Source organism: Streptomyces sp. NPDC056600 (genome assembly GCF_042792855.1).
Taxonomy (GTDB): Bacteria; Actinomycetota; Actinomycetes; order Streptomycetales; family Streptomycetaceae; genus Streptomyces.
Window position 1 is genome coordinate 1 of sequence record NZ_JBHTVQ010000030.1, and the last position, 22,642, is coordinate 22,642.

The following is a 22,642-nucleotide window of genomic DNA, read 5'->3' on the forward strand; positions in this document are numbered from 1 at the left end:
GCCCGGTGCACCTCTCGGGCCGCGCAGCCGTCCCCGGGGCCGCCGCCCCGCATAATGACTCCATGCCTCGCTACGAGTACCGCTGCCGCAGCTGCGGCGACACGTTCGAACTCAGCCGCCCCATGGCGGAGTCCTCCGCCCCCGCGACCTGCCCCGAGGGTCACGAGGACACCGTGAAACTGCTCTCCACCGTCGCCGTCGGCGGCCGCACCGCCGGCTCCGCGGCGCCCGCCCCCGCGGCCTCCGGCGGAGGCGGCTGCTGCGGCGGAGGCTGCTGCGGCTGACAGCGCGCCGACACAGGCCACCCGGACGGGACGATGCGACGCGACGACAGCCCCCAGGAGACCCGGCGGCTCCAGCTGAGCCGCACCTTCGACGAGGACGCGGAGCTCTACGACCGCGTCCGCCCCGGCTACCCGCCCGAGCTGTACGACGACCTCGCGGACCTCACCGGCGCCCACCCCGGCGCCCGCGTCCTCGAACTCGGCTGCGGAACCGGCCAGGCGACCGTGCCCCTGGCCGCCCGCGGCTACCGCGTCACGGCCCTCGACGCCGGCCCCCGCATGGCCGCGGTGGCCCGCCGCAACCTCGCCCACGCTCCGGCGGCGCAGGTCCTGACCACGGACTTCGAGACCTGGCCCCTCCCCGAGGAGCCGTACGACGTCGTCCTCTCGGCGACCGCCTTCCACTGGATCGACCCGGCCGTCCGCACCGTCAAGGCCGCCGACGCGCTAAGCCCGGGCGGAGCCCTCGCCGTCATCCGCACGCAGCACGTGCAGGGCGGCACCGAGCAGTTCTTCGTCGACGTCCAGCGCTGCTACGAGCGCTTCGACCCGGACACCCCACCCGGCCTGCGACCTCCCGCGCCCGAGGCCGTGGACAGTTCGGACCACGCCGAGGAGGTCGCCCGCAGCGGCCGGTTCGGTCCCACCGTCTTCCGCCGCCACCTGCGGGACCTCACCTACAGCACCGCGGACTACCTGGACCTGCTCCGGAGCTACTCGAACCACCGGGCTCTGCCGCAACGCTCCAGGGACGGCCTGCTGAACTGCGTCGCGGCCCTGATCGACGGCACGTACGGCGGCCGGGTGACCAAGCGCTACCTGCTCGAACTCGCGGTCTCCCACGCGCACCCACCGGGCAAGCGCCCACCGGGCAAGCGCTGACCCGGCAAGCACGGACCGGGCAAGCACCGACCGGGCAAGCACGGACCCGGCAAGCACCGCCCCGGGACGCCGACCGGCCCGGCCCTCCTCGGCCTCAGCCTCCCGCCCGCTCCTCCCGTATCGCGGCGACCACCCGGGCCACGTCCTCCCGGACCGCCCGCGTCTCCTCCAGGAAGTGCCACCAGTCCGGGTGCCGCCCCGCCTCCTCGACCGCCGCCGCGGCCCGCTCCAGCCGCGCCGCCGCAGCGTCCAGCGGAGCCGCGTGCCGGGGATCGGGCCGGTGCCGGCCCGCCATCGCCAGCCGCTGCGCGTCCCGCACCGCGAACCGGGCGCGTTCCACCTCCGCCTGCGGATCCTTGCGCACCGCCTCCAGCCGCCGCAGCCGGTCCCCGGCGGCCGACACCGCCTCGTCCGCCGAGTTGAGCAGCGCCCGCACCGTCGCCAGCAGCGCCGTCGCGTCGGCCCACCGCTGCTCCTGCCGCGCCGCCCGCGCCTCCGCCAGCCGCTCCCCGGCCTGCGCGACACTCCGCGCCGCCTGCTCCGGCACCGACTGCAGGTCCTGCCAGCAGGCCAGCGCGAAGCCCCGCCGCAGCTCGCTCAGAATGGGCCCGACCTGGGCCGTCCTCGTCTCCAGCGCCTCGGCCCGGGTCCGCAGCGACACCAGCCGCCGGTCGATCTCCACGGCCCGCTCCGGCAGCCGCGCCGCCTCGGCGCGCACCGCCTCCGCCTCCCGCGTGACCCGGTCGGCCCGCTGCAGCGTGGCGGCCACACCGTGCCGCCCGGCGCCCTCGTTGAGCAACGTCAGCTCCGGCCCCAGCGCCGCCAGCCGCGCCGCCAGGTCGTCCGCCCGCAGCCCCGCGCCCCGCGTGGCGTCCAGCTGCTCGGCCGCGTTCCGCAACGCCTGCCGGGCCCGCTCCACCGCCGGCGCCAGCCGGGCCAGCTGCGTCTCCGCCTTCCCCAGCAGCGGCCCGAGCCCCTCGGCGAACCGCTCCAGCTCACGCCGCACCTGGTCCAGCTCGTCCCGCGCCCGGCTCAGCTGCTCCCGCGCCCGGCCGGCCGTGGCCGCGTCCAGGTCGTCGCGGTCCAGATCGTGCGCGTCGATCGCCTGGATGTACCGGTGGCTGACCTCGTCGACCCGCCGCCCGAAGTCCTCGAACGAGGCCAGCGCCCGCCGGGCCTCGGGGGAGTCGTCCACCGCCCTGATCGTCTCGATCGACAGCCGCATCTCCCGCTGCGCCGTGTCCAGCTCGTAGAACGCCTGCGCCGCCGCGTCCTTGGCCTCCTGCGCCTGGGCCCGCCGGTCGTCCGTCCGCCCCCCGAACCAGCGCCGCGTCCCCCCGCCCGCGAACGCCCCCGCCAGCACCGGCGCCAGCAGCAACGGCAGCGCCATCAGGGCCAGCACGTCCTTGACCGGCCCCGGCGCCCACGACTTGTCCGACACATCCACTCCCCGTCACACCGCCGGGCCGACCCCGCCATTGTCCCACCTGTGTCGACGCGCCACACGGCCCCGGCAGTTCGCTCCCCGGGCGGACGGTTTGCGGGGCGCCGGGCGCGGCAAGGTAGGCTGTCGGCTCGTATTGTCCAGCGCGCGTAGCTCAGCGGTAGAGCGCCGCCCTTACAAGGCGGATGTCGGCGGTTCGAAACCGTCCGCGCGCACCGGCGAAAAGGCCCCCGCGATCATGGTCGCGGGGGCCTTCGACGGCAGTGGCCGACGGCAGGGGAGGGGCCTGGCGGACCCTCGCGGCGCGGACGGCGAGACCGGGACCCGGTCGACGATGCTCGCCCTCTCCGTCGCGCAGACCGGCCTGGCCCTGCTGCTCGCCGGGTTCACCGTGGTCGGCTTCCAGGGCGCGGGGCCCGTGACGGTGCCGGGGGCACGCCGTGACGCGGTTCGCACCGGGGGCGACGAACCCGGTCCAAGGGGCGCGTCACCCTGCGCCATCGCGGCCACTGGGGTGTCACGCGGGAACTGGGCGAGGACCCACCGGCTGACCGGACACGCGGCGGCCGCCGTCCTCCCAGCCGCTCGGCATCCGGGCGGTGGCCAGGGGTCTTGTGTGACCTGCCGGCACGGACGGCTCGCCCGCGCTGTCGTACCGCGCTGTTATATCTAGGGCATGACCGCCTTCCGCGACTTCAACTTCAAGCTCCTCGTCGTCGAGAAGCTCATGTACTGGGACGAGACCCTCGTCCCAGCGTTCAGCCTGCGCCGGCTCATGGCGGAGCGAGGCGTGGAGGACCTGCACGACTACGCCGAGGAGCACGACCTGGAGTACCAGGTCTTCGACGAGGCCAGGGCCTACTTCGAGGCCCTGGAGATACCGGCGGAACTGCTGGCCACGGTGGATGAGTTGACCTTCGACGGCGGGCATCGGGTCTACATGGAGTGTGCCCCGGTGTGGGACGGCGAGGACGACCTGTTCGACGTGCGGTCGCTGGAAGACTTGGATCTGCTGCCGAACCTCAAGGTGTTCACCGGTCTGCGCGCCCTGGAGCACATGATCCCGGGCGCGAAGGACGTCCTCGCCGCGCGGGGAATCACCGGCCGCTCCTAGTCACGCCGGTCGTCCCGGCCGGGCGGTCACCGCGTCGTCGGGCCGGTGGGCGGGGCGGCCGCGCGGTCGGCACGAGCGGCGGTCGAGGCCGCGGTGACGACCGTCTCGGTGATGCCGGGACCCTCGGTCCCGCTGCCACTGGCCGCTATCGCGGTGAGGACCGCCAGGACGGCGGCGAGCCCGCCGATGCCGAAGGCCTCGCCCCAGTCGACGTCCAGGATGCCGATGCCGTCGGCGCTGATCGCGCCGAGGGTGCCCTGGGCGAAGGTGCGGATCGCGCGCTCGGCGGTGGCCTTCCAGAACGCCTTGGTGGTGAGACTGCTCATCTGCGGAGGTCCCCTCTTGCGGGTGGGTGGACGTAGCCACCCTCTTCCTCCTCCGCGCGGAGATATCCCCAACTGGCCGTCGCATGAAGTGTCTTGTCCGGCGACCGGTGGCCGACGACGGTCACCGGCGGCCGTCCGCCGCCGCCTCGCCCGCAGCCTCCCGTCCGCGGGCCTTCTCGCGTTCGTACGCCTCCCTTCCGAACCGTCGCTCCCGGTGCCGGGCCGCCGAGCGGTGGGCGCGGGGCCGCGGGGCCTGGGCGGGAGCGGGTCCGAAGGGTGGCGCCAGTCGGTGTGGGCGCCGAGGCGGCCCGCGAGTTCCGGTCCGGGGTCGTCGGCCTCCGCCGACCACAGGTCGTACGGCGCTTCCAGGCGCCTCGCCGACATCGCGTGCACCGCGAGCCGGTACCGGAGGACGAACGGCGGCCGGCGGCCCGGAGTCCCGGCCAAGGCCGCTTCGCGAGATCGCCACGGACGGCCGTTGTGCGAAAAGGGCGGGGCGGTGTCGGTGGTGGTTGATAGCTATGGGGGTGACCCATGGCGAGCATGGGCGGAAGGGAGTCGGCATGGCGGCGGTGCCAGTGCTGGAGGGCAAGGTCGCGCTGGTCGCGGGGGCGACACGCGGGGCGGGCCGGGGGATCGCGGTGGAGCTCGGGGCGGCCGGGGCGACCGTGTACGTCACCGGGCGGACCACGCGGCAGACGCGGTCGGAGTACGGGCGGCCGGAGACCATCGAGGAGACGGCGAAGCTGGTGACCGCGGCCGGCGGGCGGGGGATCGCCGTCCCCACCGACCACCTGGTCCCGGACCAGGTCCGCGGCCTCGTCGAGCGGATCGACGCCGAGCAGGGCGGGCTGGACCTGCTCGTCAACGACATCTGGGGCGGGGAGAACCTCTTCGAGTGGGAGAGCCCCGTCTGGGAGCACGACCTCGACAAAGGGCTGCGGCTCCTGCGTCTGGCCGTGGAGACGCATGCCGTGACCAGCCACTTCGCCCTGCCGCTGCTGCTGCGCCGGCCCGGCGGGCTGGTGGTGGAGATGACGGACGGGACCGCCGAGTACAACGCGGAGCGCTACCGGAACTCCTTCTTCTACGACCTTGCCAAGGCGTCCGTGCTGCGGATGGCGTTCTCCCTCGCCCACGAAGTCGGCCCGCGCGGCGCGACGGCGGTGGCGCTCACCCCGGGCTGGATGCGGTCGGAGATCATGCTCGACCACTTCGGGGTCGCTGAGGAGAACTGGCGGGACGCGGTGGAGCGTGAACCGCACTTCGCGATCTCCGAGACTCCCTTCTTCGTGGGACGGGCCGTCGCCGCGCTGGCCGCCGACCCCGAGGTGAGCCGCTGGAACGGGCAGTCCCTCTCCAGCGGCGGCCTCGCCAAGGAGTACGGCTTCACCGACCGCGACGGCAGTCGCCCCGACGCCTGGCGGTACATCGTCGAGGTCCAGGACGCCGGGCGGGAGGCGGACGTCACGGGCTACCGGTGACGGCGACGGTCACCTGAGCGGCGCAGGCGGCGAAGGCGGTGGTGCTGACGGTTGTGCCGGTGCCGGTGCCGGTGCCGGCGGTGGTGGTGGTGTCAGGCGTCGTCGGGCCGGGCCGTGGCGTGCTTCACGCCCGAGCGCGCCTCGACGGCGTCGGCGCCCTGGACGTCCTGCCAGAAAGGGTGGGTGGTCACGAACACCGCCAGCTCGTGCTCGCGGCGGCGCAGCTTCTCGACGTAGGCCTGTTCGTCCGGCGACCACCCGGGGGAGGCGGGGCGCTCGACCTTGCGCCAGCCGTTGTCGTCGCTGAAACCGTCGTGGGGCGCGACGGACCAGGGGAGACGCTTCAGGAGGGCCGAGAGCTCGGCCCTGACCTGATGCAACTCCGCCTGTCCGTCGAGCAGGTCGCTCGGGAAGTCGTAGGTCTTGGCCACGTCGACAATGCTACGCCTGTTCGATTTCTTGAAGCGAGTTCGACCCGTCGGTTTCCCTCGAACGGGTGTCCCTCGTTGTCGACGTTTGATCGGGCGTCGGCGAAAAGTCCCTGGTGGCCCACGACGGCCGGGCCTATGGTGCGCGGCATGACGGACGAAGGATTCAGGCATCCACGGCTCGCCGCACTCTACGATCCGCTCGACCCCGACCGCGGTGATCTCGACGCATACCTGTGCATGGCGGAGGAGTTCGGGGCCCGCCAGGTCCTGGACATCGGCTGCGGAACGGGTGTCTTCGCGCTCCTGCTGGCCGACCGGGGGATCGAGGTGGCCGGCGTCGATCCCGCCGGTGCGTCCCTCGACGTCGCCCGGGCCAAGCCGGCGGCCGGGCGGGTCCGGTGGATCCACGGCGACGCGACGGATCTGCCGCCGATGCGGGTGGACCTCGCGACGATGACGGCGAACGTGGCCCAGGCGATCGTCGACCCCGAGGTGTGGGCCGGGACGCTGCGAGGAGCCCACGCCGCTCTCCGGCCGGGTGGGCGGCTCGTCTTCGAGACCCGTGACCCGGCGCGGCGCGCCTGGGAGGGGTGGACCCGGGAGGCGTCGTGGGGCGTGACGGAGGTCGAGGGGGTGGGCGCGGTCGAGACCTGGTTCGACCTGATCGAGGTGAGCCCACCGCTGGTCACCTTCCGCGGGACCTACGTCTTCGGCGCCGACGGGGCGGTGCTGACCTCGGAGTCGACGCTCCGTTTCCGGGAGCGCGACGAGGTGGAGCGGGACCTCGCCGACCACGGTTTCGTGCTGGAGGACGTGCGGGACGCGCCCGACCGGCCGGGGCGGGAGCTGGTGTTCGTGGCGCGACGGCCCTGACGGCGGACGGCGGCCGGGGGTCCGTGTCCGAGCCTCCCCGTCTGCGCGGAAACGCTTCCGTGGTGGGCGGTCCGCGCGACACTTGACGTATGTGTCGCAGCATCAAGACGCTCCGTCCGCCCGTGTTGCCGGGCGAGGCCACGGAGGAAGAGATCAGGGCCGCCGCGCTGCAGTACGTGCGGAAGGTCTCGGGGTTCCGGGCGCCCGCCGCCCACAACCGTGAGGTGTTCGACGCGGCGGTGGACGCCGTCGCCGAGGCCACGGCCGAGTTGCTCGCCCACCTGGAGGTGAGAGGGAGCAAGGCTCCGGCCCCGACCGCGTAGGCGAGCTCCCGCCCCTTGGCCGCCGGGGCCGGCGGCTGTGGGGGTACCCCGGGCTGGGCGTGTCGCCGGGGCGGGGGTGCCGCCCGGGCCGGGCAATGCCGCCCAGGCCAGGCGCGTCGTCCGCCAGGTCTGTGGTCCGCCGGGCCTGTCGTCGGCCGGCCTGGAGGCTGGGCGAGGTGGGTCGTTCCGCGAGCTTGGTCGCGGGTGAGATCGGTCGTTCCGCGGGCGGGGCCGGGGCGAGGGTGGTCGTCCGAAGGGCCTGGCCAGGGCGCGGTCGGTCGCCCCGCGCGGGCCCGGCCCGGGTGGTGGCTGATCCATCGGCGCGGGCCCGGCCCGGGGCGAGGCCGTCCGCCGGTCCCGGCGGTTCGCCATGCCCGCCGGCCCCGTTGAGGCAGGCGCCCGCAGGGGGTTCGTGGCCCGTCGGGTCCGCCGTACGTCTGCGCGCTGTGGGCGGACTCCGTGCGCTGGGCCGAACGGGGGACAGACCTCGCATAATGCAGCAACCGGGCCAATGCGGTGCGTACAACGGAGGTGCAAGTCCATCGGGACGCGGAAACGTACCTTCCGGGCAACCGCTTGGGGTGCGCCGCGTCACGCCGTCCATGGAGGGGATCATGCGCATCCGCCAATTCGCCGCTACCACAGTCGCCGCCCTGGCGCTCGTCGCGGGTCTGGGCGCGGGCACCGCGTCGGCCGCGCCGGCGACCTCGGCCGCGGCCACCGCCTCGGCCACGCAGAGCGTCAGCGCGGACCGGCACTGCCACCGGCACAACGGTCACAACCACTGGCGTGGAGACCGTTGCCGCGACCGCCGTTGTCACAACCACCGCGACCACGGCCGTCACCACTGGCGTGGCGAGCGTTGCCGCGACCACCGGCACCACGGCCGTGACCACCGCTACGACCGCGACCGTGACCGTTACGACCGCGACCGCTACGACCGCGACCGCTACGACCGCGACCGCTACGACCGCGACCGTGACCACGGCCGCCACCACGGTCGCCGCTGACCCCGACCGCACCTGACCTCCGCCCCTGCCGACTCAGCCGGCAGGGGCGGAGTCGTGTCCGGCAGGGGGCGGGAGGGAGGAGCCGCGCCCTCACGTGCCGTGCGGGCGTCCCCAGGTGGGGCCGGCGGGGGCCGCGCCGCCCGCCTCGGGCCCCGGACGGCGCAGCAGGAGCGCGGCGGCCGACCCGGCCAGGAACAGGGCGAGCACCGACACCGCCGTGGTCAGCCAGCCCGCGCCCAGCCATTCGCCGCCGAAGTAACCGAGGGCCACGCTGTAGCCCGCCCAGCTGATCCCGGCCAGCACCGACCAGGGCAGGAACTCGCCCACCCGTCGCTGCGCCACGCCCGCGCCGAGACTGACCACCGAACGGCCCGCGGGGGCGAAGCGGGCCACCAGGACGAGCGCGCCGCCGCCGCGCGCCAGGGCGGCGCCCAGGCGGGCCTGCGCGGTGCGCAGCCGGCGTGAACGGGCCATCACCTGGTCCAGCCGCCGCCCGCCGCGCAGGCCTACCCGGAACGCGGCCAGATCGCCGAGGACCGAGGCGGTCGCCGCGCACACGACCAGGACCAGGAGATCGGGAAGGGCGGTGGCCGCGGCGGCTCCGTCCACCCCGTCGGCGCCCACCGCGGCCGCGCCGGTCTCGGCAGCGGCGGCGGTGGCCGCGGCGGCGACCAGGATGCCGCTGGGCAGAACCGGCAGAAAGACGTCGAGCAGGATGGAGGCCGCGATCAGCCCGTAGATCCACGGACTGGTGGCCAGCGTTCCGGCACTCTCCCACACGGCTTCCTCCCGGACCTCTCTCCCGGCTGGTGCCGGGCCGCGGCGTCGCAGGGGGCGGCAAGGGCGGCCGATGGCGGACAACTGGCAAAGACTACGCCGATCAGGTGATTGGCGTGCATGAGGGGCACGTATGCCCGCAAGATCACGTTCCTCCTTGTGCCGGTGCCCGACGAGCGCGGCCCGGCCGCCTCACGTATCAACGGAGGTGCAGACCGACGGTGAGCAGTGACGACAGCGAGGAGCGGCAGAGATGGCGGCTTGGGTCGGAGTGTGCGCGGGGGTCGCGGCGGCGGCCGTGCTGGGAGCAGGCGGGGTGGCCGTCGCCGACGACGGCGGGCAGCACGGGAAGAGCGTTCGGCCGGGCTACACCATGACGACCGACGGCGTGTTCGCCGGGAAGAAGAAGGCGACGACGGCGTTCACCTACGACAAGAAGCTGGTGCCGGTCGGCTCCTGGGTGGAGGTCGGCCAGCGGACGGCGGTCGACGGGGCGACCACGGTGACCCTGCGGGCCAAGGGGCTGAAGGCCGGTCACACCTACGGGGTCCACGTGCACACCAAGCCGTGTGCCGCCGACCCGGCCGCGGCGGGCGGGCACTACCAGCACCGGCCGTCCACCGACCCGTCCGCGGTGAACCCCCGCAACGAGGTCTGGCTGGACTTCACGGCGGACGGCAAGGGCTCCGGCAAGGCGACGGCCCACCACGACTGGGGCTTCCGCAAGGGCGGGGCGTCCTCCGTGGTGATCCACGACAAGCCGGGTTCCTCAGGAGCCAGGGTGGGTTGTTTCACGGTGCCGTTCGGCTGGACGACCGCGCGCTGAACCGACGGCCGGTCAGGGCGCCCAGCGACAGGGCGCCCGGGCCGGACACGACCAGAAGGAGGAACGACCAGCAGAAGAGGGCGGCCGGTTCACCCCCGTTCTCCAGGGGCCACAGCCCGCGGGCCTGGTGGACGCCGAAGTACGCGTAGGCCATCGAGCCGGAGCAGATCAGGGCGGCGGTACGGGTGCCGAGCCCGAGCAGGACGAGGCTGCCGCCGACGAGCTGGATGACGGCGGCGTACCACCCCGGCCAGGCGCCGGCCGGGACGGTACCTCCGGTGCCATGGGCTCCGCCGAGGACGCCGAACAGGGACGCGGCCCCGTGGCAGGCGAAGAGAAGACCGGTCACGACGCGGAAGAGGGCGAGCACGTGGCGGCGGGCGGCAGCGGTCCCTTGGTCCACCACGAGAGCGAGCGAGGCGAACGTGCCGCCGGTGGACGCGGTGGACGCGGTGGACGCGGTGGACGCGGCGGGCGCGGCAGGCACGGCGGCGACGATCGCGGGGTCGGTGGCGGGACCTGCGGCGAGAGATGCCTCGGGGCCAGACCCGGGAGGCTGGGCGGCGCCTGCCGACCCGGATCCCGATCCAGGCCCGGACCCGGGCGCGGAGTCGGACCCGGGCTCGGCGGCACAGGTCGCCCCGGGCGTCACCCCGGCGGCGGCCGGGGCTTCCGGTTCAGGCGCTGCCGCAACCGGAGCCGGGGGCGCGGGTGCGGTGGTCGTCGCCGGCTCACCGGGGGTCCGGGTGCACGGCGGGGGAACGGTGGCCGCCCGGGAGGGCGGGGCATCGGTGACGGAACCGGACGTGGTGGCCGGTGCCGGGATCGACGCGGAGTCCGCGTCGTGCGGGGGCTGGGGCATGGGGGCTCCTCGGAGTGGGCCGATCGACGTCAGTGTGATCGGACCGAGGAGCCGCGCCCCGGCCGTGGCCCGCCAGGTCACCGGGGAGAGTGAAGGCGGAACCGCGACCCGGGCGCCGGGGCCGGGCGGGAGACGGCCCGGCGCGTCAACCGCCAGGAGGGAGGGACGCGCCGAGCCGGTTCGGCACCCGGAGGGCCGGTGGCCGCAGGCCGGTCGCGGTGCCCGCAGGCCGGTCGCGGTGCCTGAAGGCCGGTGGTCGACGCTCGACGGCGTCGGCCGGGTGGTGGGTCAGCAGCTCGCCAGGTAGCTGGTGAGCGCGCTCTTCTCGGCGGAGTCCACCGAGAGGTCGTAGTAGTACTTCACCTGCACCCAGGCGCGCACGTAGGTGCAGCGGTACGCGGTGCGGGACGGCATCCAGGTGGCGGGGTCCTGGTCGCCCTTCGCCTGGTTCACGTTGTCGGTGACGGCGATCAGCTGCGGGCGGGTGAGGTCGTTGGCGAACGCCTGGCGCTGCGCGGTGGTCCAGTTGCGGGCGCCGGAGTCCCAGGCCTCGGCCAGCGGCACCATGTGGTCGATGTCCACGTCGGAGGCGAGGCTCCAGGTGGCGCCGTCGTAGGGCGAGTACCAGCTGCCGCTGGTGGCGGCGCAGGCCGAGTCGGTGACGACGCCCGAACCGTCGCGCTTGAGGACGGTCTCGCGGGTGTTGCAGGCGCCGCTGATGGTGATCCAGTGCGGGAAGAGGTCGCGGCTGTAGCCGGTGCGGACCTCGGTCTGGACCGGGAGGGCGGCGAGGTAGCTGCGGGCGGTGGCGGCGCTGACGGGCGTGGGGAGGGCGGCGGAGGCGCTCGGGGCGGTGAAGAGGCCCAGCGAGGCGAGAAGCCCGGCCAGCGCCGTGACTATGCCGAACCGGCGGCCGTGACGCGCGTAGAACTTGGGCATGCGAAGTCCCTCGAGTGGTGGGGATGCGAAACGCGGACGGACGGCATGCTCTTCGCGTGACATTGCCGGCGGATGAGCAGCCGGTGAGAAGTTAGCGACGCGTACATGCCACGACAAGAGGCCGGAGGCGGTTCCGGCGGGTTCGCCCGGATGTTCACACCGCACGTTCACGTACGATGGGCGCAGCGGAAGGGGAGTAGCCCTACGCCGGGACCGTCGACATACTGCTCAGCTCGCTGAGCCGGCGCCCGGAGGCCGTGGACCGGTGAGAACCGGAACGGCCGGCGAGACCTTCGGCAAGCAGTGCATACCCGTGTGCATCCGTGTGTGCTGCCGTGCCGAGGTGTTCGCGATCGCGCAAGCTCTCGGCGGGGTGGCCCGACCGATTGAGGAACTGTGATCAGCATTGGTGTGACGGCGCTCGTCTTCGGCGTCGTCTTTCTCGCGGAACTCCCCGACAAGACCGCTCTGGCCGGTCTGGTGCTCGGGACGCGTTACCGCGCCTCCTACGTCTTCGCCGGCGTCGCGGCGGCCTTCCTGGTCCACGTGGTGCTCGCCGTGGCGGCGGGCAGTGTGCTGACGCTGCTGCCGCAGCAGATCGTGCACGCGATCACCGGTGTGCTCTTCCTCGGCGGCGCGGCGGTGCTGCTGTTCAAGAAGGGCGAGGACGAGGAGGAGGTCCGTAAGCCGGAGAACCAGTCCTTCTGGAAGGTCTCCGGGGCCGGCTTCATGCTCATCCTGGTCGCCGAGTTCGGCGACCTCACGCAGATCATGACGGCCAACATGGCGGCCCGGTACGACGACCCGCTGTCGGTGGGCCTTGGTGCCGTGCTGGCGCTGTGGTCGGTGGCCGCGATCGGCATCCTCGGCGGCAAGGCGCTGATGAAGAAGGTTCCGCTGGAGCTGATCACCAAGATCGCAGCCGTGGTCATGCTGGGCCTGGGTCTGTGGAGCCTGTGGGAGGCCGTGACCGGCTGAGCCGAGGGTTGGCGTGTCCACATCGTGGACCCCCGGCTGGCGTGGAGCGCCACGGTTTTGTATCGTTGAGGAACAAAGTGGTTCCCGCTCGTCACCCCCTGACCGGCGGGCGGGGCCACCTTGGTTTTTCTCCCTCGTGTCTGGAGCCGTGCCGCATGGGTGCCGCCGTAGAACTGTCCGTACGCGCCCTGCTGCTCGACATGGACGGGACCCTCGTCAACTCCGACGCCGCGGTCGAGCGCGTCTGGCGCCGCTGGGCGGCGAGCCACGGGCTGGACGGCGACCTCGTGATGAAGGTGGCGCACGGCCGCCAGGGGTACTCCACGATGGCGCTGATGCTCCCCGACCGCCCGACGTCGGAGAACTACGCCGACAACACTCGGCTGCTGGCCGAGGAGACCGCCGACACCGACGGTGTGGTGGCCGTGCCGGGCGCTTCCGAGTTCCTGGCCTCGCTGCGGGACGTCCCGCACGCCCTGGTCACCTCGGCCGACGTGGGGCTGTCCACGGCGCGCATGGCGGCGGCCGGGCTCACGGCGCCGGAGATCAAGGTCACCGCCGAGGACGTCGCCGTCTCCAAGCCGGATCCGGAGGGCTTCCTGAAGGCGGCCGCGGAGCTGGGGATCGCGCCGGAGGACTGCCTCGTCTTCGAGGACTCCGAGGCCGGGATCGCCGCGGGCAAGGCCGCCGGGATGCGGGTGGTCGGCATCGGTCCGCGGGCCCGCGCGTACGCGCCGGACGTGGTCGTGCCCGACCTGCGGGCGATCCGGGTGTCCCACGCCGCCGACGGTTCGGTCCTGGTCAGGGCGGAGCAGGACTGACGCCGCCCTCGGGCCGACCGCGAAAGACCGGACAACCGGCGAAGGACGTCCGGCCGCGGGAGACCGCAGGACCTACGAAAACCGCGTGACCGCACGAGAACCGCGTGACGCCGCGCAAGGTGTGAGGTGGCGCAGGACCACGTGACGCGCCGCGCGGCACCGTGGAAGACCGCGACGCGGGCCGCGTGCCGCCGTCGTCGCACCGAACGGGCGCACCCAGGACGGGTGCTGCCGATCGACCAACCGGGCCCGGCCCACCACCGCCCGCCGGCCGGGCCCGGTTATCCACGTCCGCGCCACTGCCGCCGTCGCCGACGGGTCAGCGGCATCCCGCCGGGTGCCGGCGGGTCAGCGGCCCCACGACGAGCGGCCGTCGCGCTGTCCGTCGTCGTCCTGCTGTCCGTCACGGCGGCCGCCGCTCTCGCCGTCGCCCTCGGTGATGGCCTCCAGGGCGGACCGGGTGGCCGCACCGTAGACGCCGTGCTCGTCGTCCTTGATGCCGTTGATGTACTGGAAGGCGCTGACCGCGTTGCGCACCTGGTCGTCGTAGCGTCCGTCCGCCCGGCCGCTGTAGAGCCACAGTTCCGCGAGGCGGCGCTGGAGCTCCGCCACCTCCGGGCCGCTGTCGCCGGGGCCCAGCGAGCCGGAGACCAGCGTGGTGCCGTTCTCCGTCCCGTCGGCGGGCTGGGAGGCCGAGGCGCTGGAACGTTCCGGCTCGGGGGACCGCGAGGCGTCCGCGGAACCCGACGGGTCGGCCGAGGCCTCGGCCGAGGTGCTCGGCGACGGGGAGGGCGAGCCGCTCCGCGTCGTCGCGGCCGCCGGTGTGCCCTCGGTCGCCGGATCGGCGTCGTCCTGGGTCGGGTCCACGTCCGGCACGCTCGCGCGCTGCGGCATCGAGGTCGTCCGGGACGGCACCTGGTACGAGAACAGCCCGCTGGTGACGCCCGCGATCACCGCGCCCACGCCCACCACCGACCCCGCCGTCACCATGGCGACCCGGCGCTTGGGCGTCCGGCGGCGACGGTGTGCGCCGCGCGCCCCGGCGTCCTGCCCGGCCCCCGGCTCCGCGTCCCGCGCCCCGACGGCCTCCGGCGCCTCCGCCCCGGCGTACGCGGGCCCGGGGCCGGAGGGGGCCGCCACGCCGAACGCTCCGTGCGGCGGGTGGCCGTCCGGGCCCTGCGGGGCGGTGTGGGTCCCGTGCGGGCCGTGGCCGGCCCCCGGCCCCGGCTGCTCGGGCGGCAGGGGACCCGCGAGGGTCACCTCGGAGTCGCGGGCGGCGACGATCTCCCCCTGGATCACCCGCGGCTCCCCGCCCGGCGCCGCATCGGACGACGACGCGCCGGACGCCCCGCCCAGGCCGACGTACGGCCTCACCCGCAGCGGGTCGAAGTCCTCCGCCTCGGCGGCCTCCCGCTCGCGCGCCTCACGCAGCGCGTCGGCGGCCCGCAGCGCGCAGGCGCAGGACGGGGTCCGGTCCGCCCGGCGCGGCGTACCGCACCCGGGGCAGTCGTTCCCCTGGTTCTCGTTCACGCGACGGTCCCCTCCCCTGTAAATCTCCCGTGATTATGCAGATTTTCGGACCACACGAACACGCAGCCCCGTAATTCCCGGCCGTCCCGGAGGACTCAACAGGCCATAACGGGTCACTCCGGCCACGATGGATGTGTAGGTCGAGAGCCCGGGAGGACCCATGGCCGACGACGCACAACGGAGGACCGACGGCGCACAGGCCCGTGAGGGGCACGCGCGCTCCGGTGCGGGACCGCCGGACGAGCGGCGGGCCGCCCCGGCCGCCGCCGGGGACCCGGGGCGCGCTCCCGCCGCAGCCGGCCGGCCCGGCCCGCCCGACGACGGGGATCCGCACCCGCACGGCGGCGTGCCCGAGGAGCCCAGCCACGTGGCGCCCAACGTGATGGTGTCGATCGGCGCGCTGCTGCTGGGCATGCTGCTGGCCGCGCTCGACCAGACCATCGTCTCGACCGCGCTGCCCACCATCGTCAGCGAACTCGGCGGCCTGGAGCACCTGTCCTGGGTCGTCACCGCCTACATGCTGGCCGCCACCGCCGCCACCCCGCTGTGGGGCAAGCTGGGCGACCAGTACGGGCGCAAGCGCCTCTTCGAGACCGCGATCGTGATCTTCCTGGTGGGCTCCGCGCTGTGCGGGATGGCGCAGAACATGCCCCAGCTGATCGGCTTCCGGGCCCTTCAGGGACTGGGCGGCGGCGGCCTGATGGTGCTGGCCATGGCCATCGTCGGCGACCTGGTGCCGCCCCGTGACCGGGGCCGGTACCAGGGGTTGTTCGGCGCCGTCTTCGGCGCCACCAGCGTGCTCGGCCCGCTGCTCGGCGGACTGTTCACCCAGCACCTGAGCTGGCGCTGGGTCTTCTACGTCAACCTGCCGCTGGGCGTCGTCGCGCTGGCCGTGATCGCCACCGTCATGCACCTCCCGCGCCGGCGGGAGAAGCACCGCATCGACTACCTGGGCACCCTCCTGATCGCCTCGGTCGCCACCTGCCTGGTGCTGGTCACCTCACTGGGCGGCACCACCTGGGCCTGGGGCTCCTGGCGGATCGTCTCGCTCGCGGTACTGGGCGTGGTGCTCGCGGTCGCCTTCGTGGCCGTCGAGCGGCGGGCGGAGGAACCGGTGCTGCCGCTGAAGCTCTTCACGATCCGCACCTTCAGCCTGACCGCCGCGATCAGCTTCATCGTCGGCTTCGCGATGTTCGGGGCGATGACCTACCTGCCGACCTTCCTCCAGGTCGTGCACGGCATCTCGCCGACCATGTCCGGCGTGCACATGCTGCCGATGGTGGTCGGCCTGCTGCTCGCCTCCACCGCCTCCGGGCAGGTGGTCAGCCGCACCGGGCGCTGGAAGGTGTTCCCGGTGGCGGGCACCCTGATCACCGCGCTCGGCCTGGTCCTGCTGCACCTGCTGGACGCGAACAGCTCGACCTGGGTGATGAGCGCGTACTTCTTCGTCTTCGGTGTCGGTCTCGGCCTGGTCATCCAGGTGCTGGTGCTCATCGTGCAGAACGCGGTCTCCTACCAGGACCTCGGCGTCGCCACCTCGGGCGCGACCTTCTTCCGCTCCATCGGCGCCTCCTTCGGCGTGGCGGTCTTCGGCACGGTCTTCGCCGGACGCCTCGAGAACAAACTGGTCGACGCCTTCCGGGGCGTCACGCTGCCGCCCGGGGTGAGCGTGGAGGGCCTGAAGGCCGACCCGCGCGGCATCGGGGCGCTGCCCGCCGCGCTGCGCGACCGGGTCCTGGGCGCCTACTCCGACGCCATCACCGATGTCTTCCTCTACGCCGCCCCGGTCGCCGCCCTGGCGTTCCTGCTGGCGCTCGCGCTGCGCGAGGACCCGCTGCGCGGCTCGGTGACGGCGCCGGACGGCACGGAGACGCTGGCCAGCAACCCCGTGTACCGCTCCTCCCGCGACGAGGCGGCGCGAGGGCTGTCGGTGCTCGCCAGCCGTGAGGGACGACGCGACGTCTACCGGGGGATCACCGAACGGGCCGGCTACGACCTGCTGCCCGCGGCGAGCTGGCTGCTGCTGCGCACCCGGCGCCACGGATGGACCGAACCCGCCGTGCTGGCCGAGTACAGCAAGGTGCCGCTGGAGCGCATCATGGCGGCCGGACGACAGGTCGAGGAGCGCGGACTCGCGGTCCGGCGCGGGATCGACCTCGAACTGACGCCCGCCGGGCACGAGGTGGCCGACCGGCTGTCCCGGGCGCGCGAGGAGTCCATGGCCGAACTGCTCGGCGACTGGTGGGGACCGGACCGGCCGAGGGACCTCATCCAGCTGGTGAAGGAACTGAACGGCGAGCTGTCCGGATCGGACGCCGAACGTCCGCGCAGGGCCGGCGGCTCCACCTCGCACCGCTACTGGCGGGCCGCCTGACCGACACCGGGGAACCTCCGCGAGCGCGTCCTTCCGCCTGCCCCGCCCCGAAAGCGCCGTTTGAGCGATGAGGCCGAGGCAAGACGAACGGGACGAAGCGGTCCGCGTGCAGAGCGGGCCCGGAGCGACCCCGGAAGGCATCCATGTCCAAAGGCGTGATCATCGCTCTGATCGTCGTCGTGGCCGCCGTCGTACTGATCGCGGCCTTCCTCGCCAAGTCCCGCAACGCCAACGGCGGCCGGAACCTGCGCAGGCGATTCGGGCCGGAGTACGAACGCACCGTCGCCCGGCACGACGGCGACACCGGCGCCGCAGAGCGCGAACTCTCCGCCCGCGTCGAGCGCCACGGTCAGCTGAGCACGCGACCGCTGGAGCCGGCCGAGCGCCAGCAGTACGAGACCCGATGGGCGGCCGCGCAGGAGCGCTTCGTCGAGTCGCCGCGCGAGTCGGTGGCCGAGGCCGACCGACTGCTCGCCGAGGTGGCCGCCGGCCGGGGCTTCCCGGGCGGCAACGACTACGACGAGCAGGTCTCCGCGCTCTCCGTCCACCACCCGCACCACGTGAACGGCTACCGGCGCATCCACCGCGCCGCGCTCGCCGCCGCGGGCGGCGCCGCGGACAGCAGCTCGGCCACCGAGGAGCTGCGCGAGGCCCTCGTCGAGGCCCGCGCGCTCTTCGACGAACTGATCCACGACCGCGGCCACCGCACGAATGCCACCACCGGCGCCCGCGACACCCACGGACAGCACGGGAACAACGGCGGCACGACCCGGTCCCACCTGCCCGGGGCCCTCACCCGGAACCACGCGAAGGGGAGCTGACGCATGAGCGACCGCATGACCGACCGCATCACCGAACGACTCACCGGCCGTACCCACGACGACCGCACCACCGAGCGCGGCACCGGCGACACCACGGACCGCGCCCCGCACACCACCGACGGGCAGTACGCCGACGGTCACGGCGCCGACGGGCAGCACACGACCGGCCAGAACGGCGACGGGCAGTACGCGACCGGCCAGAACGGCGGCCAGTACGGCGACGGCGCGTACGGCGCGCAGAACGGCGACGGCCAGTACGGTCACGGCGCGTCCGACACCGCCGTCACCCCGGTACGACCGCTCAGCGACCCGGGCGTCCCGCCGACCACGGACAACCACGACCTGCGCGACGAGCACGACCGGTCGGCCGGACAGGGCATCAAGGACGGCAAGATCTTCCAGGACGGCCACGACACCACGGACGGCCTCGGCGCGCGGAGCGGCCAGGGCACACCGGACACCACCGGCGCCGCGGGCACCGGCGCCCACAGCGTCGGCACGGACGACCTCGGCGCCCGGGGCGCCGGCGTCCCCACGACGGACTCCTCCACCACGGGCACCCAGGACACCCTCGGCGCCCATACCACCTCGCACGGCACGGGCGCCGCGGTCGGCGGGCCGTTCGGCGGCGTCACCGGCGCGCACGACGGACCGCACGGGCACAGCGACGCCGCCCAGGGCGACCCGTCCTACGGCGACTCCTCCCACGACGCCACGACGTACGGCACCACGAGCCACGGCACCCCGACCCACGGCGACAGCACCCATGGTTCCGGCACCCACGGTGGCGAGACGGCCCACAGCGGTCTCACCCATGGTGGCGGCGCACATGCCGGCAAGCACCACACGGACGACGGTCCGGGCGAGACCCTGCACCGCCTGTTCCCGCACGAGGACACCGACAAGATGTCCACCCGCCTGCACCACGTGGTCGGCGGCTTCGTCGACGAGCCCCGTGGCTCGGTGGCCGAGGCCGAGAAGGTCCTGGACGAGGTGTCCGAGCGCCTCACGTCCTGCCTGACCGCGCGGCGCCGCACGCTGCGCACCGCCTGGCACTCCCTGGGCGACGAGACGGCCGACCCGGCCGCCGACACCGAGCAGCTGCGGCTGATCCTGCGCGACTACCGCGAACTCACCGAGCGGCTGCTGCGCCTCTGACCCACGCGGCGCACCGCAGAGCTCACCCCCGCCGGGCCCGCCGCTCGGCCAGCACGCCCTCCACGTCGAAGGGCTTGCGGCCGAGCGGCGGGCCCGGCGGGGGCTTGTACATCATGTCGCGGATCCGGACGTTGACGTCCTCGAGGATCTTGCGCGCGGCCCGCTCCGACGGCGCGTCCAGCGCGGCCTCGTAGGCGTCCTCCGCCTCCTTGCGCAGGGCCAGCGCCGGGGGCAGCACGGACAGGCCCTCGCGGGCCATCTTCCGCTTCACCCACCACAGGTCGTCGTGCGTGGCGCCCAGGTCCGGCAGCGGCTTCCCGGCACCCGGAAGATCGGCGAACTCCCCACGGGCCTCCGCCTCGCGGATTTGCCGGTCCACCCAGGACTCGAAGTTCACACCCGGCGGCTTGCGATCGGTCATGGGTCCATTGTCCAGGAGAGGCCGACCGGGGGACGAGCGGCATCCGGCCGATCTATCATCGGCACCGGTCCCGCCCGTACGCACCCGAGGAGCTGAGCGCAGTGCTCGAACTGACCATGGCGGCCGTCTCCGGCACCGACGAGGGCGCCACGGCCGGCATGCAGATGGCCGACGCGCCCAGTGCCCCCGGCTCCATCCTGCGGGTCGGCCGCGACAAGGCGGTCTGCCGGCTGGGCACCCCGTCGGACTGGCTGTTCGTCTCGCGGGTCCACCTCGAGTTCCATTACGGGTCCGACGGCGCCTGGCACCTGACCTGGCTGCGCGGCTCGCAGCCGGACCCGTCCTCGGAGGTCGGCGTCCTCATGGGCGGCGTCACCCATCCGGTGCCGTACGGCGGCTCCGTCACCCTGCCGCCCGGCGGTTCCGGCGAGGTCGTCGTCCAGGACCGCACCTCCCCCCGCAGCGTCAACGTGGGCTTCTACCACGAGGTCTGACCGGCAGAACCGATGGCCGCACCGGCGGCGGAGGCGGGCGCTCCGTCAGGAGACCACCCGAGCCAGCGCGAAGCCGTCCCAGCCCTTGGCGCCCACGGTCTGCAGCGCCGTGCCGCTGAGCCGCGGGTGCCCGGCGATCAGCTCCAGCGCCTCGCGGGTGCCGCGGACGTCCGGCGCGTCGCTCCCGGCGTCGGCGACACGGCCACCGCGCACCACGTTGTCGACGACGATCAGGCCGCCCGGCCGGGTGAGCCGCAGCGCCCACTCCACGTAGCGCGCGTTGTTGACCTTGTCGGCGTCGACGAAGACCAGGTCGAACGGGGGCAGGTTCTCGTCGGCCAGTCTCGGCAGCGACTCCAGCGCCGGGCCCACCCGTACCTCCACGACGCCGTCCAGGCCGGCCCGGGCGAGGTTCCGGCGGGCGATCTCCGCGTGCCTCTCCTCGTACTCCAGCGTGACCAGGCGGCCCTCGGCGGGCAGGGCACGCGCCATCCAGATGGTGCTGTACCCGGCCAGCGTGCCGATCTCCAGGATGTTCCGCGCGCCCTGCGTCTCGGCCAGCAGGCGCAGCAGTTTCCCGGCGCCCGCCGAGACGCTGATCGGCGGCAGACCCGCCGCCTCCGCGTCGCGCAGCGCCGCGGCCAGCGCCTCGTCCTCGGGGGCGAGCAGGTGGGACAGGTAGTCGTCGACGTCGTTCCAGCGAGCCGAGTCGCTCATCGGGCGTGACCCTTCCTCAACGATGCGGAGCGGGCGGGCCGTGCGCCCACCCGTCGCGAGGATTGTCGTCCGGCCGGGCCGCCCCGGGCGGGAGCGCCGCAAGGTGTTCCGGCCCTCCGCAGGGTCAGTCCCGGACGCGGCCGAAGCGCGGGCCGGAGGAATCGGCGGTCACCTCGTAGTCGGCGGCCCTGCCGCCCTCGCGGATCGTCCGGCAGACGTGCCCGGTGGGGGCCCCGTCGTCGACGGCCTCGGCGGCGGGCATCTTCTCGCAGCTCAGCGTCATGCCGGCGGCCCCGCCGAACTGCTCCCAGAAGGCGTGGTGGACACGCTCGGCGACCAGCAGCCGCTTCTTCGGCTCGGCGCGGTACGGGGTGAGGATGTCGCCGTCCTCGTAGGACTCGCCGATGGTGACGGTGTAGGGGATCTCGACGCCCTCGTAGGTCACGGTGCACGCGCTGGAGGCGTTCGCCCTCCGGGTGACGCCGTCGGGGCAGACCGCGGTGGTCCTCCCCTCCACCAGGGCGTCGCTGAGCAGGTCCCCCTGCAGCGCGTACTCGACCTGGCTGACGAAGTCGGCGCCGCTGCCGGGCCTGCCGGGTGGATCCTTCATGTCGGAGCCGCTCGTGGCCACGCCCTCCTGGGGGCCGGTGATCCGCACCGCCAGCGGGCCGGCGTCCGCGGTGGAGCGGGCCGGCGCCGGGCTGGAGGCGGCTCCCGGCTTGTCGGCGGGGTCGCCCGTGGCCGCCTCGTCCTCGGGGCCGCAGCCGGCGGTCAGCAGCGCGGCGGCCGTGACGCCCAGGAACAGTCGGGGAATTCGTCGCATGGCCGAAACCCTACAAATCCGTCCGACGCGGCGGGGCGGAAACGGAGCGCTGTTACACCGCCGCCCCGGGGCGGTCCGGACGCCCCAGGTCACCGCCGCCCCGCGGTCCGGCACGGTTCGGCGATCCGACGTTCGTCACCGGACCCGGCCGCCGTGCGGGGACAGGGGGCGGGGCGGGCGGTAAATCGGTTGGCGGGCCGAGGGCGTGTCGTCAGGATCGGGGCATGAACACCCCCGCCCCGTTTTCCTCCGCGACCCCGTCGCCCACGCCGCCGCCCGGTCCGCCTCGTGCACTGCCCCGCACGGGGGTCGTGTCCGGGGCCTGGTCGGTCGGTGCGGAGGACGTGGGCTCGGCCGACGCCGTCGCCCTCTGGAGCGCGTACTACACGGAGGTCAGCGACCGCTGGTACCTGCTCCACGAGGGCCGGCGCACCGATCCGGAGGAGCTGGCGAGGGAAATCGCCGCCGACACCGGGGAGGCGCTGCGGCCGCCGGGCGGCACCCTGCTGGTCGCGCGGCACGGCGGCGTGGCGGCGGGGACGGCGGGCGTGCGACTGCTGGATGCCGAGGCCGGCGTGGCCGAGCTCAAGCGCGTGTTCCTGCTGCCCGGGTTCCGCGGCAGGGGCGGGGCGGCGCTGCTGGTCGGCGCGGCGGAGGACGCGGCCCGGGCGCTGGGCGCGCGGCGCCTGATCCTGGACACCCGCAGCGACCTGGTCGAGGCGAGGACGCTCTACGCGCGGCTCGGCTACCGGGAGACCGCGCCGCACAACGACGACATCTACGCCGAGCACTGGTTCGCCAAGGAACTCCTCCCGCAGGACGGGCCGCCCGCCGGCCCCGAAGCGCCGACGACCTGACGTCCCGGACGGCCGGCCCCGGCCCCCGGGACGGCCTCGCACCGTCTCCGCCGGCCAGGACCGGCCCGCACCG

The 22,642-nt window shown here is 74.1% G+C and carries 25 protein-coding genes and 1 tRNA gene; 16 read left to right on the forward strand and 10 right to left on the reverse strand.

The genetic code is table 11. The features are described from left to right. Positions 1–62 precede the first annotated feature (62 nt). Positions 63–284, forward strand: a complete 222-nt coding sequence (locus ACFRAV_RS16685) for a zinc ribbon domain-containing protein (RefSeq protein WP_382556077.1) — start codon at positions 63–65, stop codon at positions 282–284. Between the two features lie 33 nt (positions 285–317). Further along, positions 318–1,166, forward strand: a complete 849-nt coding sequence (locus ACFRAV_RS16690; protein ID WP_382556079.1) for a class I SAM-dependent methyltransferase — start codon at positions 318–320, stop codon at positions 1,164–1,166. A gap of 94 nt (positions 1,167–1,260) precedes the next feature. On the opposite strand, the gene ACFRAV_RS16695 is transcribed toward ACFRAV_RS16690, so the two are convergent. After that, the gene (locus ACFRAV_RS16695; protein ID WP_382556219.1) at positions 1,261–2,556 is read right to left on the reverse strand and encodes a hypothetical protein; all 1,296 of its coding nucleotides are present in this window, start codon (positions 2,554–2,556) and stop codon (positions 1,261–1,263) included. Positions 2,557–2,753: 197 nt separating this feature from the next. Here ACFRAV_RS16695 and ACFRAV_RS16700 point away from each other — a divergent pair. Both ACFRAV_RS16700 and ACFRAV_RS16705 read left to right on the forward strand, forming a co-directional pair. After that, a tRNA-Val gene (locus ACFRAV_RS16700) sits at positions 2,754–2,825 on the forward strand. Positions 2,826–3,286: 461 nt separating this feature from the next. Next, on the forward strand, positions 3,287–3,724 hold the full coding sequence (locus ACFRAV_RS16705; RefSeq protein ID WP_382556082.1) for a DUF6892 domain-containing protein: 438 nt from the start codon (positions 3,287–3,289) through the stop codon (positions 3,722–3,724). A 26-nt stretch (positions 3,725–3,750) separates the two neighbouring features. Here ACFRAV_RS16705 and ACFRAV_RS16710 read toward each other — a convergent pair whose 3' ends face one another. Beyond that, positions 3,751–4,050: a holin gene (locus tag ACFRAV_RS16710; RefSeq protein ID WP_382556085.1), complete on the reverse strand. Its 300-nt coding sequence runs from the start codon at positions 4,048–4,050 to the stop codon at positions 3,751–3,753. 563 nt (positions 4,051–4,613) lie between these two features. On the opposite strand from ACFRAV_RS16710, the gene ACFRAV_RS16715 reads away from it, so the two are divergent. Next, entirely contained in the window at positions 4,614–5,534 is a 921-nt protein-coding gene (locus ACFRAV_RS16715) for an SDR family oxidoreductase (RefSeq protein ID WP_382556088.1), read from the forward strand. A gap of 92 nt (positions 5,535–5,626) precedes the next feature. Here ACFRAV_RS16715 and ACFRAV_RS16720 read toward each other — a convergent pair whose 3' ends face one another. Further along, the gene (locus tag ACFRAV_RS16720) at positions 5,627–5,965 is read right to left on the reverse strand and encodes a hypothetical protein (RefSeq protein ID WP_351115819.1); all 339 of its coding nucleotides are present in this window, start codon (positions 5,963–5,965) and stop codon (positions 5,627–5,629) included. A 147-nt stretch (positions 5,966–6,112) separates the two neighbouring features. On the opposite strand from ACFRAV_RS16720, the gene ACFRAV_RS16725 reads away from it, so the two are divergent. From ACFRAV_RS16725 to ACFRAV_RS16735, 3 genes are all read left to right on the forward strand, one after another. Further along, positions 6,113–6,838: a class I SAM-dependent methyltransferase gene (locus ACFRAV_RS16725; RefSeq protein WP_382556090.1), complete on the forward strand. Its 726-nt coding sequence runs from the start codon at positions 6,113–6,115 to the stop codon at positions 6,836–6,838. Between the two features lie 89 nt (positions 6,839–6,927). Further along, positions 6,928–7,161: a DUF2277 domain-containing protein gene (locus ACFRAV_RS16730; protein WP_351115822.1), complete on the forward strand. Its 234-nt coding sequence runs from the start codon at positions 6,928–6,930 to the stop codon at positions 7,159–7,161. A 614-nt stretch (positions 7,162–7,775) separates the two neighbouring features. Next, complete coding sequence (locus ACFRAV_RS16735) at positions 7,776–8,171, forward strand: hypothetical protein (protein WP_382556092.1); 396 nt, start codon at positions 7,776–7,778, stop codon at positions 8,169–8,171. A gap of 90 nt (positions 8,172–8,261) precedes the next feature. Here ACFRAV_RS16735 and ACFRAV_RS16740 read toward each other — a convergent pair whose 3' ends face one another. After that, complete coding sequence (locus ACFRAV_RS16740) at positions 8,262–8,951, reverse strand: DedA family protein (RefSeq protein ID WP_382556094.1); 690 nt, start codon at positions 8,949–8,951, stop codon at positions 8,262–8,264. Positions 8,952–9,201: 250 nt separating this feature from the next. Between ACFRAV_RS16740 and ACFRAV_RS16745 the strand changes: the two genes are divergently transcribed. Continuing rightward, complete coding sequence (locus tag ACFRAV_RS16745; RefSeq protein ID WP_382556095.1) at positions 9,202–9,774, forward strand: superoxide dismutase family protein; 573 nt, start codon at positions 9,202–9,204, stop codon at positions 9,772–9,774. Here the strand turns inward: ACFRAV_RS16745 and ACFRAV_RS16750 are convergent. Both ACFRAV_RS16750 and ACFRAV_RS16755 read right to left on the reverse strand, forming a co-directional pair. Beyond that, positions 9,740–10,177 (reverse strand): DoxX family protein, encoded by a 438-nt coding sequence (locus ACFRAV_RS16750; RefSeq protein WP_382556222.1) that lies wholly within the window; start codon positions 10,175–10,177, stop codon positions 9,740–9,742. The two genes, ACFRAV_RS16745 and ACFRAV_RS16750, sit on opposite strands and share 35 nt — an antisense overlap. Positions 10,178–10,924: 747 nt before the next feature. Continuing rightward, complete coding sequence (locus tag ACFRAV_RS16755) at positions 10,925–11,575, reverse strand: HNH endonuclease family protein (protein WP_382556098.1); 651 nt, start codon at positions 11,573–11,575, stop codon at positions 10,925–10,927. 396 nt (positions 11,576–11,971) lie between these two features. Here ACFRAV_RS16755 and ACFRAV_RS16760 point away from each other — a divergent pair, with 396 nt between their 5' ends. After that, complete coding sequence (locus tag ACFRAV_RS16760) at positions 11,972–12,553, forward strand: TMEM165/GDT1 family protein (protein WP_351115828.1); 582 nt, start codon at positions 11,972–11,974, stop codon at positions 12,551–12,553. 155 nt (positions 12,554–12,708) lie between these two features. Beyond that, entirely contained in the window at positions 12,709–13,374 is a 666-nt protein-coding gene (locus ACFRAV_RS16765) for an HAD-IA family hydrolase (RefSeq protein ID WP_382556100.1), read from the forward strand. Positions 13,375–13,722: 348 nt separating this feature from the next. Here the strand turns inward: ACFRAV_RS16765 and ACFRAV_RS16770 are convergent, their stop codons facing one another. Beyond that, the gene (locus tag ACFRAV_RS16770; protein WP_382556102.1) at positions 13,723–14,904 is read right to left on the reverse strand and encodes a peptidoglycan-binding protein; all 1,182 of its coding nucleotides are present in this window, start codon (positions 14,902–14,904) and stop codon (positions 13,723–13,725) included. 160 nt (positions 14,905–15,064) lie between these two features. On the opposite strand from ACFRAV_RS16770, the gene ACFRAV_RS16775 reads away from it, so the two are divergent. The 3 genes from ACFRAV_RS16775 (at position 15,065) to ACFRAV_RS16785 (ending at position 19,257) form a co-directional block, all read left to right on the forward strand. Continuing rightward, the gene (locus tag ACFRAV_RS16775; protein ID WP_382556104.1) at positions 15,065–17,278 is read left to right on the forward strand and encodes a DHA2 family efflux MFS transporter permease subunit; all 2,214 of its coding nucleotides are present in this window, start codon (positions 15,065–15,067) and stop codon (positions 17,276–17,278) included. A gap of 143 nt (positions 17,279–17,421) precedes the next feature. Beyond that, on the forward strand, positions 17,422–18,099 hold the full coding sequence (locus ACFRAV_RS16780) for a hypothetical protein (protein ID WP_382556105.1): 678 nt from the start codon (positions 17,422–17,424) through the stop codon (positions 18,097–18,099). Between the two features lie 3 nt (positions 18,100–18,102). Then, positions 18,103–19,257: a hypothetical protein gene (locus tag ACFRAV_RS16785; RefSeq protein WP_382556107.1), complete on the forward strand. Its 1,155-nt coding sequence runs from the start codon at positions 18,103–18,105 to the stop codon at positions 19,255–19,257. 22 nt (positions 19,258–19,279) lie between these two features. Here the strand turns inward: ACFRAV_RS16785 and ACFRAV_RS16790 are convergent, their stop codons facing one another. Then, complete coding sequence (locus ACFRAV_RS16790; RefSeq protein WP_351115837.1) at positions 19,280–19,678, reverse strand: DUF1992 domain-containing protein; 399 nt, start codon at positions 19,676–19,678, stop codon at positions 19,280–19,282. 101 nt (positions 19,679–19,779) lie between these two features. Between ACFRAV_RS16790 and ACFRAV_RS16795 the strand changes: the two genes are divergently transcribed. After that, a complete protein-coding gene (locus ACFRAV_RS16795; RefSeq protein WP_382556109.1) occupies positions 19,780–20,172 on the forward strand; it encodes a hypothetical protein in 393 nt (130 codons plus the stop codon). A 45-nt stretch (positions 20,173–20,217) separates the two neighbouring features. Here ACFRAV_RS16795 and ACFRAV_RS16800 read toward each other — a convergent pair whose 3' ends face one another. Continuing rightward, positions 20,218–20,889, reverse strand: coding sequence for an O-methyltransferase (locus ACFRAV_RS16800; protein WP_382556111.1), 672 nt, complete (start codon positions 20,887–20,889; stop codon positions 20,218–20,220). A 124-nt stretch (positions 20,890–21,013) separates the two neighbouring features. Beyond that, complete coding sequence (locus ACFRAV_RS16805) at positions 21,014–21,712, reverse strand: hypothetical protein (RefSeq protein ID WP_382556114.1); 699 nt, start codon at positions 21,710–21,712, stop codon at positions 21,014–21,016. Positions 21,713–21,936: 224 nt separating this feature from the next. On the opposite strand from ACFRAV_RS16805, the gene ACFRAV_RS16810 reads away from it, so the two are divergent. Beyond that, positions 21,937–22,569, forward strand: coding sequence for a GNAT family N-acetyltransferase (locus ACFRAV_RS16810; RefSeq protein ID WP_382556116.1), 633 nt, complete (start codon positions 21,937–21,939; stop codon positions 22,567–22,569). The last annotated feature ends 73 nt before the right edge of the window (positions 22,570–22,642 follow it).

Bases quoted from the DNA above. Each gene is read 5' to 3' on its own strand.
- ACFRAV_RS16775 (WP_382556104.1), top strand. From the start codon at position 15,065: ATGGCCGACGACGCACAACGGAGGACCGACGGCGCACAGGCCCGTGAG.
- ACFRAV_RS16695 (WP_382556219.1), bottom strand. From the start codon at position 2,556: ATGGCGCTGCCGTTGCTGCTGGCGCCGGTGCTGGCGGGGGCGTTCGCG.
- ACFRAV_RS16690 (WP_382556079.1), top strand. From the start codon at position 318: ATGCGACGCGACGACAGCCCCCAGGAGACCCGGCGGCTCCAGCTGAGC.
- ACFRAV_RS16755 (WP_382556098.1), bottom strand. From the start codon at position 11,575: ATGCCCAAGTTCTACGCGCGTCACGGCCGCCGGTTCGGCATAGTCACG.
- ACFRAV_RS16715 (WP_382556088.1), top strand. From the start codon at position 4,614: ATGGCGGCGGTGCCAGTGCTGGAGGGCAAGGTCGCGCTGGTCGCGGGG.
- ACFRAV_RS16705 (WP_382556082.1), top strand. From the start codon at position 3,287: ATGACCGCCTTCCGCGACTTCAACTTCAAGCTCCTCGTCGTCGAGAAG.
- ACFRAV_RS16745 (WP_382556095.1), top strand. From the start codon at position 9,202: ATGGCGGCTTGGGTCGGAGTGTGCGCGGGGGTCGCGGCGGCGGCCGTG.
- ACFRAV_RS16730 (WP_351115822.1), top strand. From the start codon at position 6,928: ATGTGTCGCAGCATCAAGACGCTCCGTCCGCCCGTGTTGCCGGGCGAG.
- ACFRAV_RS16765 (WP_382556100.1), top strand. From the start codon at position 12,709: ATGGGTGCCGCCGTAGAACTGTCCGTACGCGCCCTGCTGCTCGACATG.
- ACFRAV_RS16685 (WP_382556077.1), top strand. From the start codon at position 63: ATGCCTCGCTACGAGTACCGCTGCCGCAGCTGCGGCGACACGTTCGAA.
- ACFRAV_RS16810 (WP_382556116.1), top strand. From the start codon at position 21,937: ATGAACACCCCCGCCCCGTTTTCCTCCGCGACCCCGTCGCCCACGCCG.
- ACFRAV_RS16710 (WP_382556085.1), bottom strand. From the start codon at position 4,050: ATGAGCAGTCTCACCACCAAGGCGTTCTGGAAGGCCACCGCCGAGCGC.
- ACFRAV_RS16735 (WP_382556092.1), top strand. From the start codon at position 7,776: ATGCGCATCCGCCAATTCGCCGCTACCACAGTCGCCGCCCTGGCGCTC.
- ACFRAV_RS16725 (WP_382556090.1), top strand. From the start codon at position 6,113: ATGACGGACGAAGGATTCAGGCATCCACGGCTCGCCGCACTCTACGAT.
- ACFRAV_RS16800 (WP_382556111.1), bottom strand. From the start codon at position 20,889: ATGAGCGACTCGGCTCGCTGGAACGACGTCGACGACTACCTGTCCCAC.
- ACFRAV_RS16785 (WP_382556107.1), top strand. From the start codon at position 18,103: ATGAGCGACCGCATGACCGACCGCATCACCGAACGACTCACCGGCCGT.
- ACFRAV_RS16790 (WP_351115837.1), bottom strand. From the start codon at position 19,678: ATGACCGATCGCAAGCCGCCGGGTGTGAACTTCGAGTCCTGGGTGGAC.
- ACFRAV_RS16780 (WP_382556105.1), top strand. From the start codon at position 17,422: ATGTCCAAAGGCGTGATCATCGCTCTGATCGTCGTCGTGGCCGCCGTC.
- ACFRAV_RS16805 (WP_382556114.1), bottom strand. From the start codon at position 21,712: ATGCGACGAATTCCCCGACTGTTCCTGGGCGTCACGGCCGCCGCGCTG.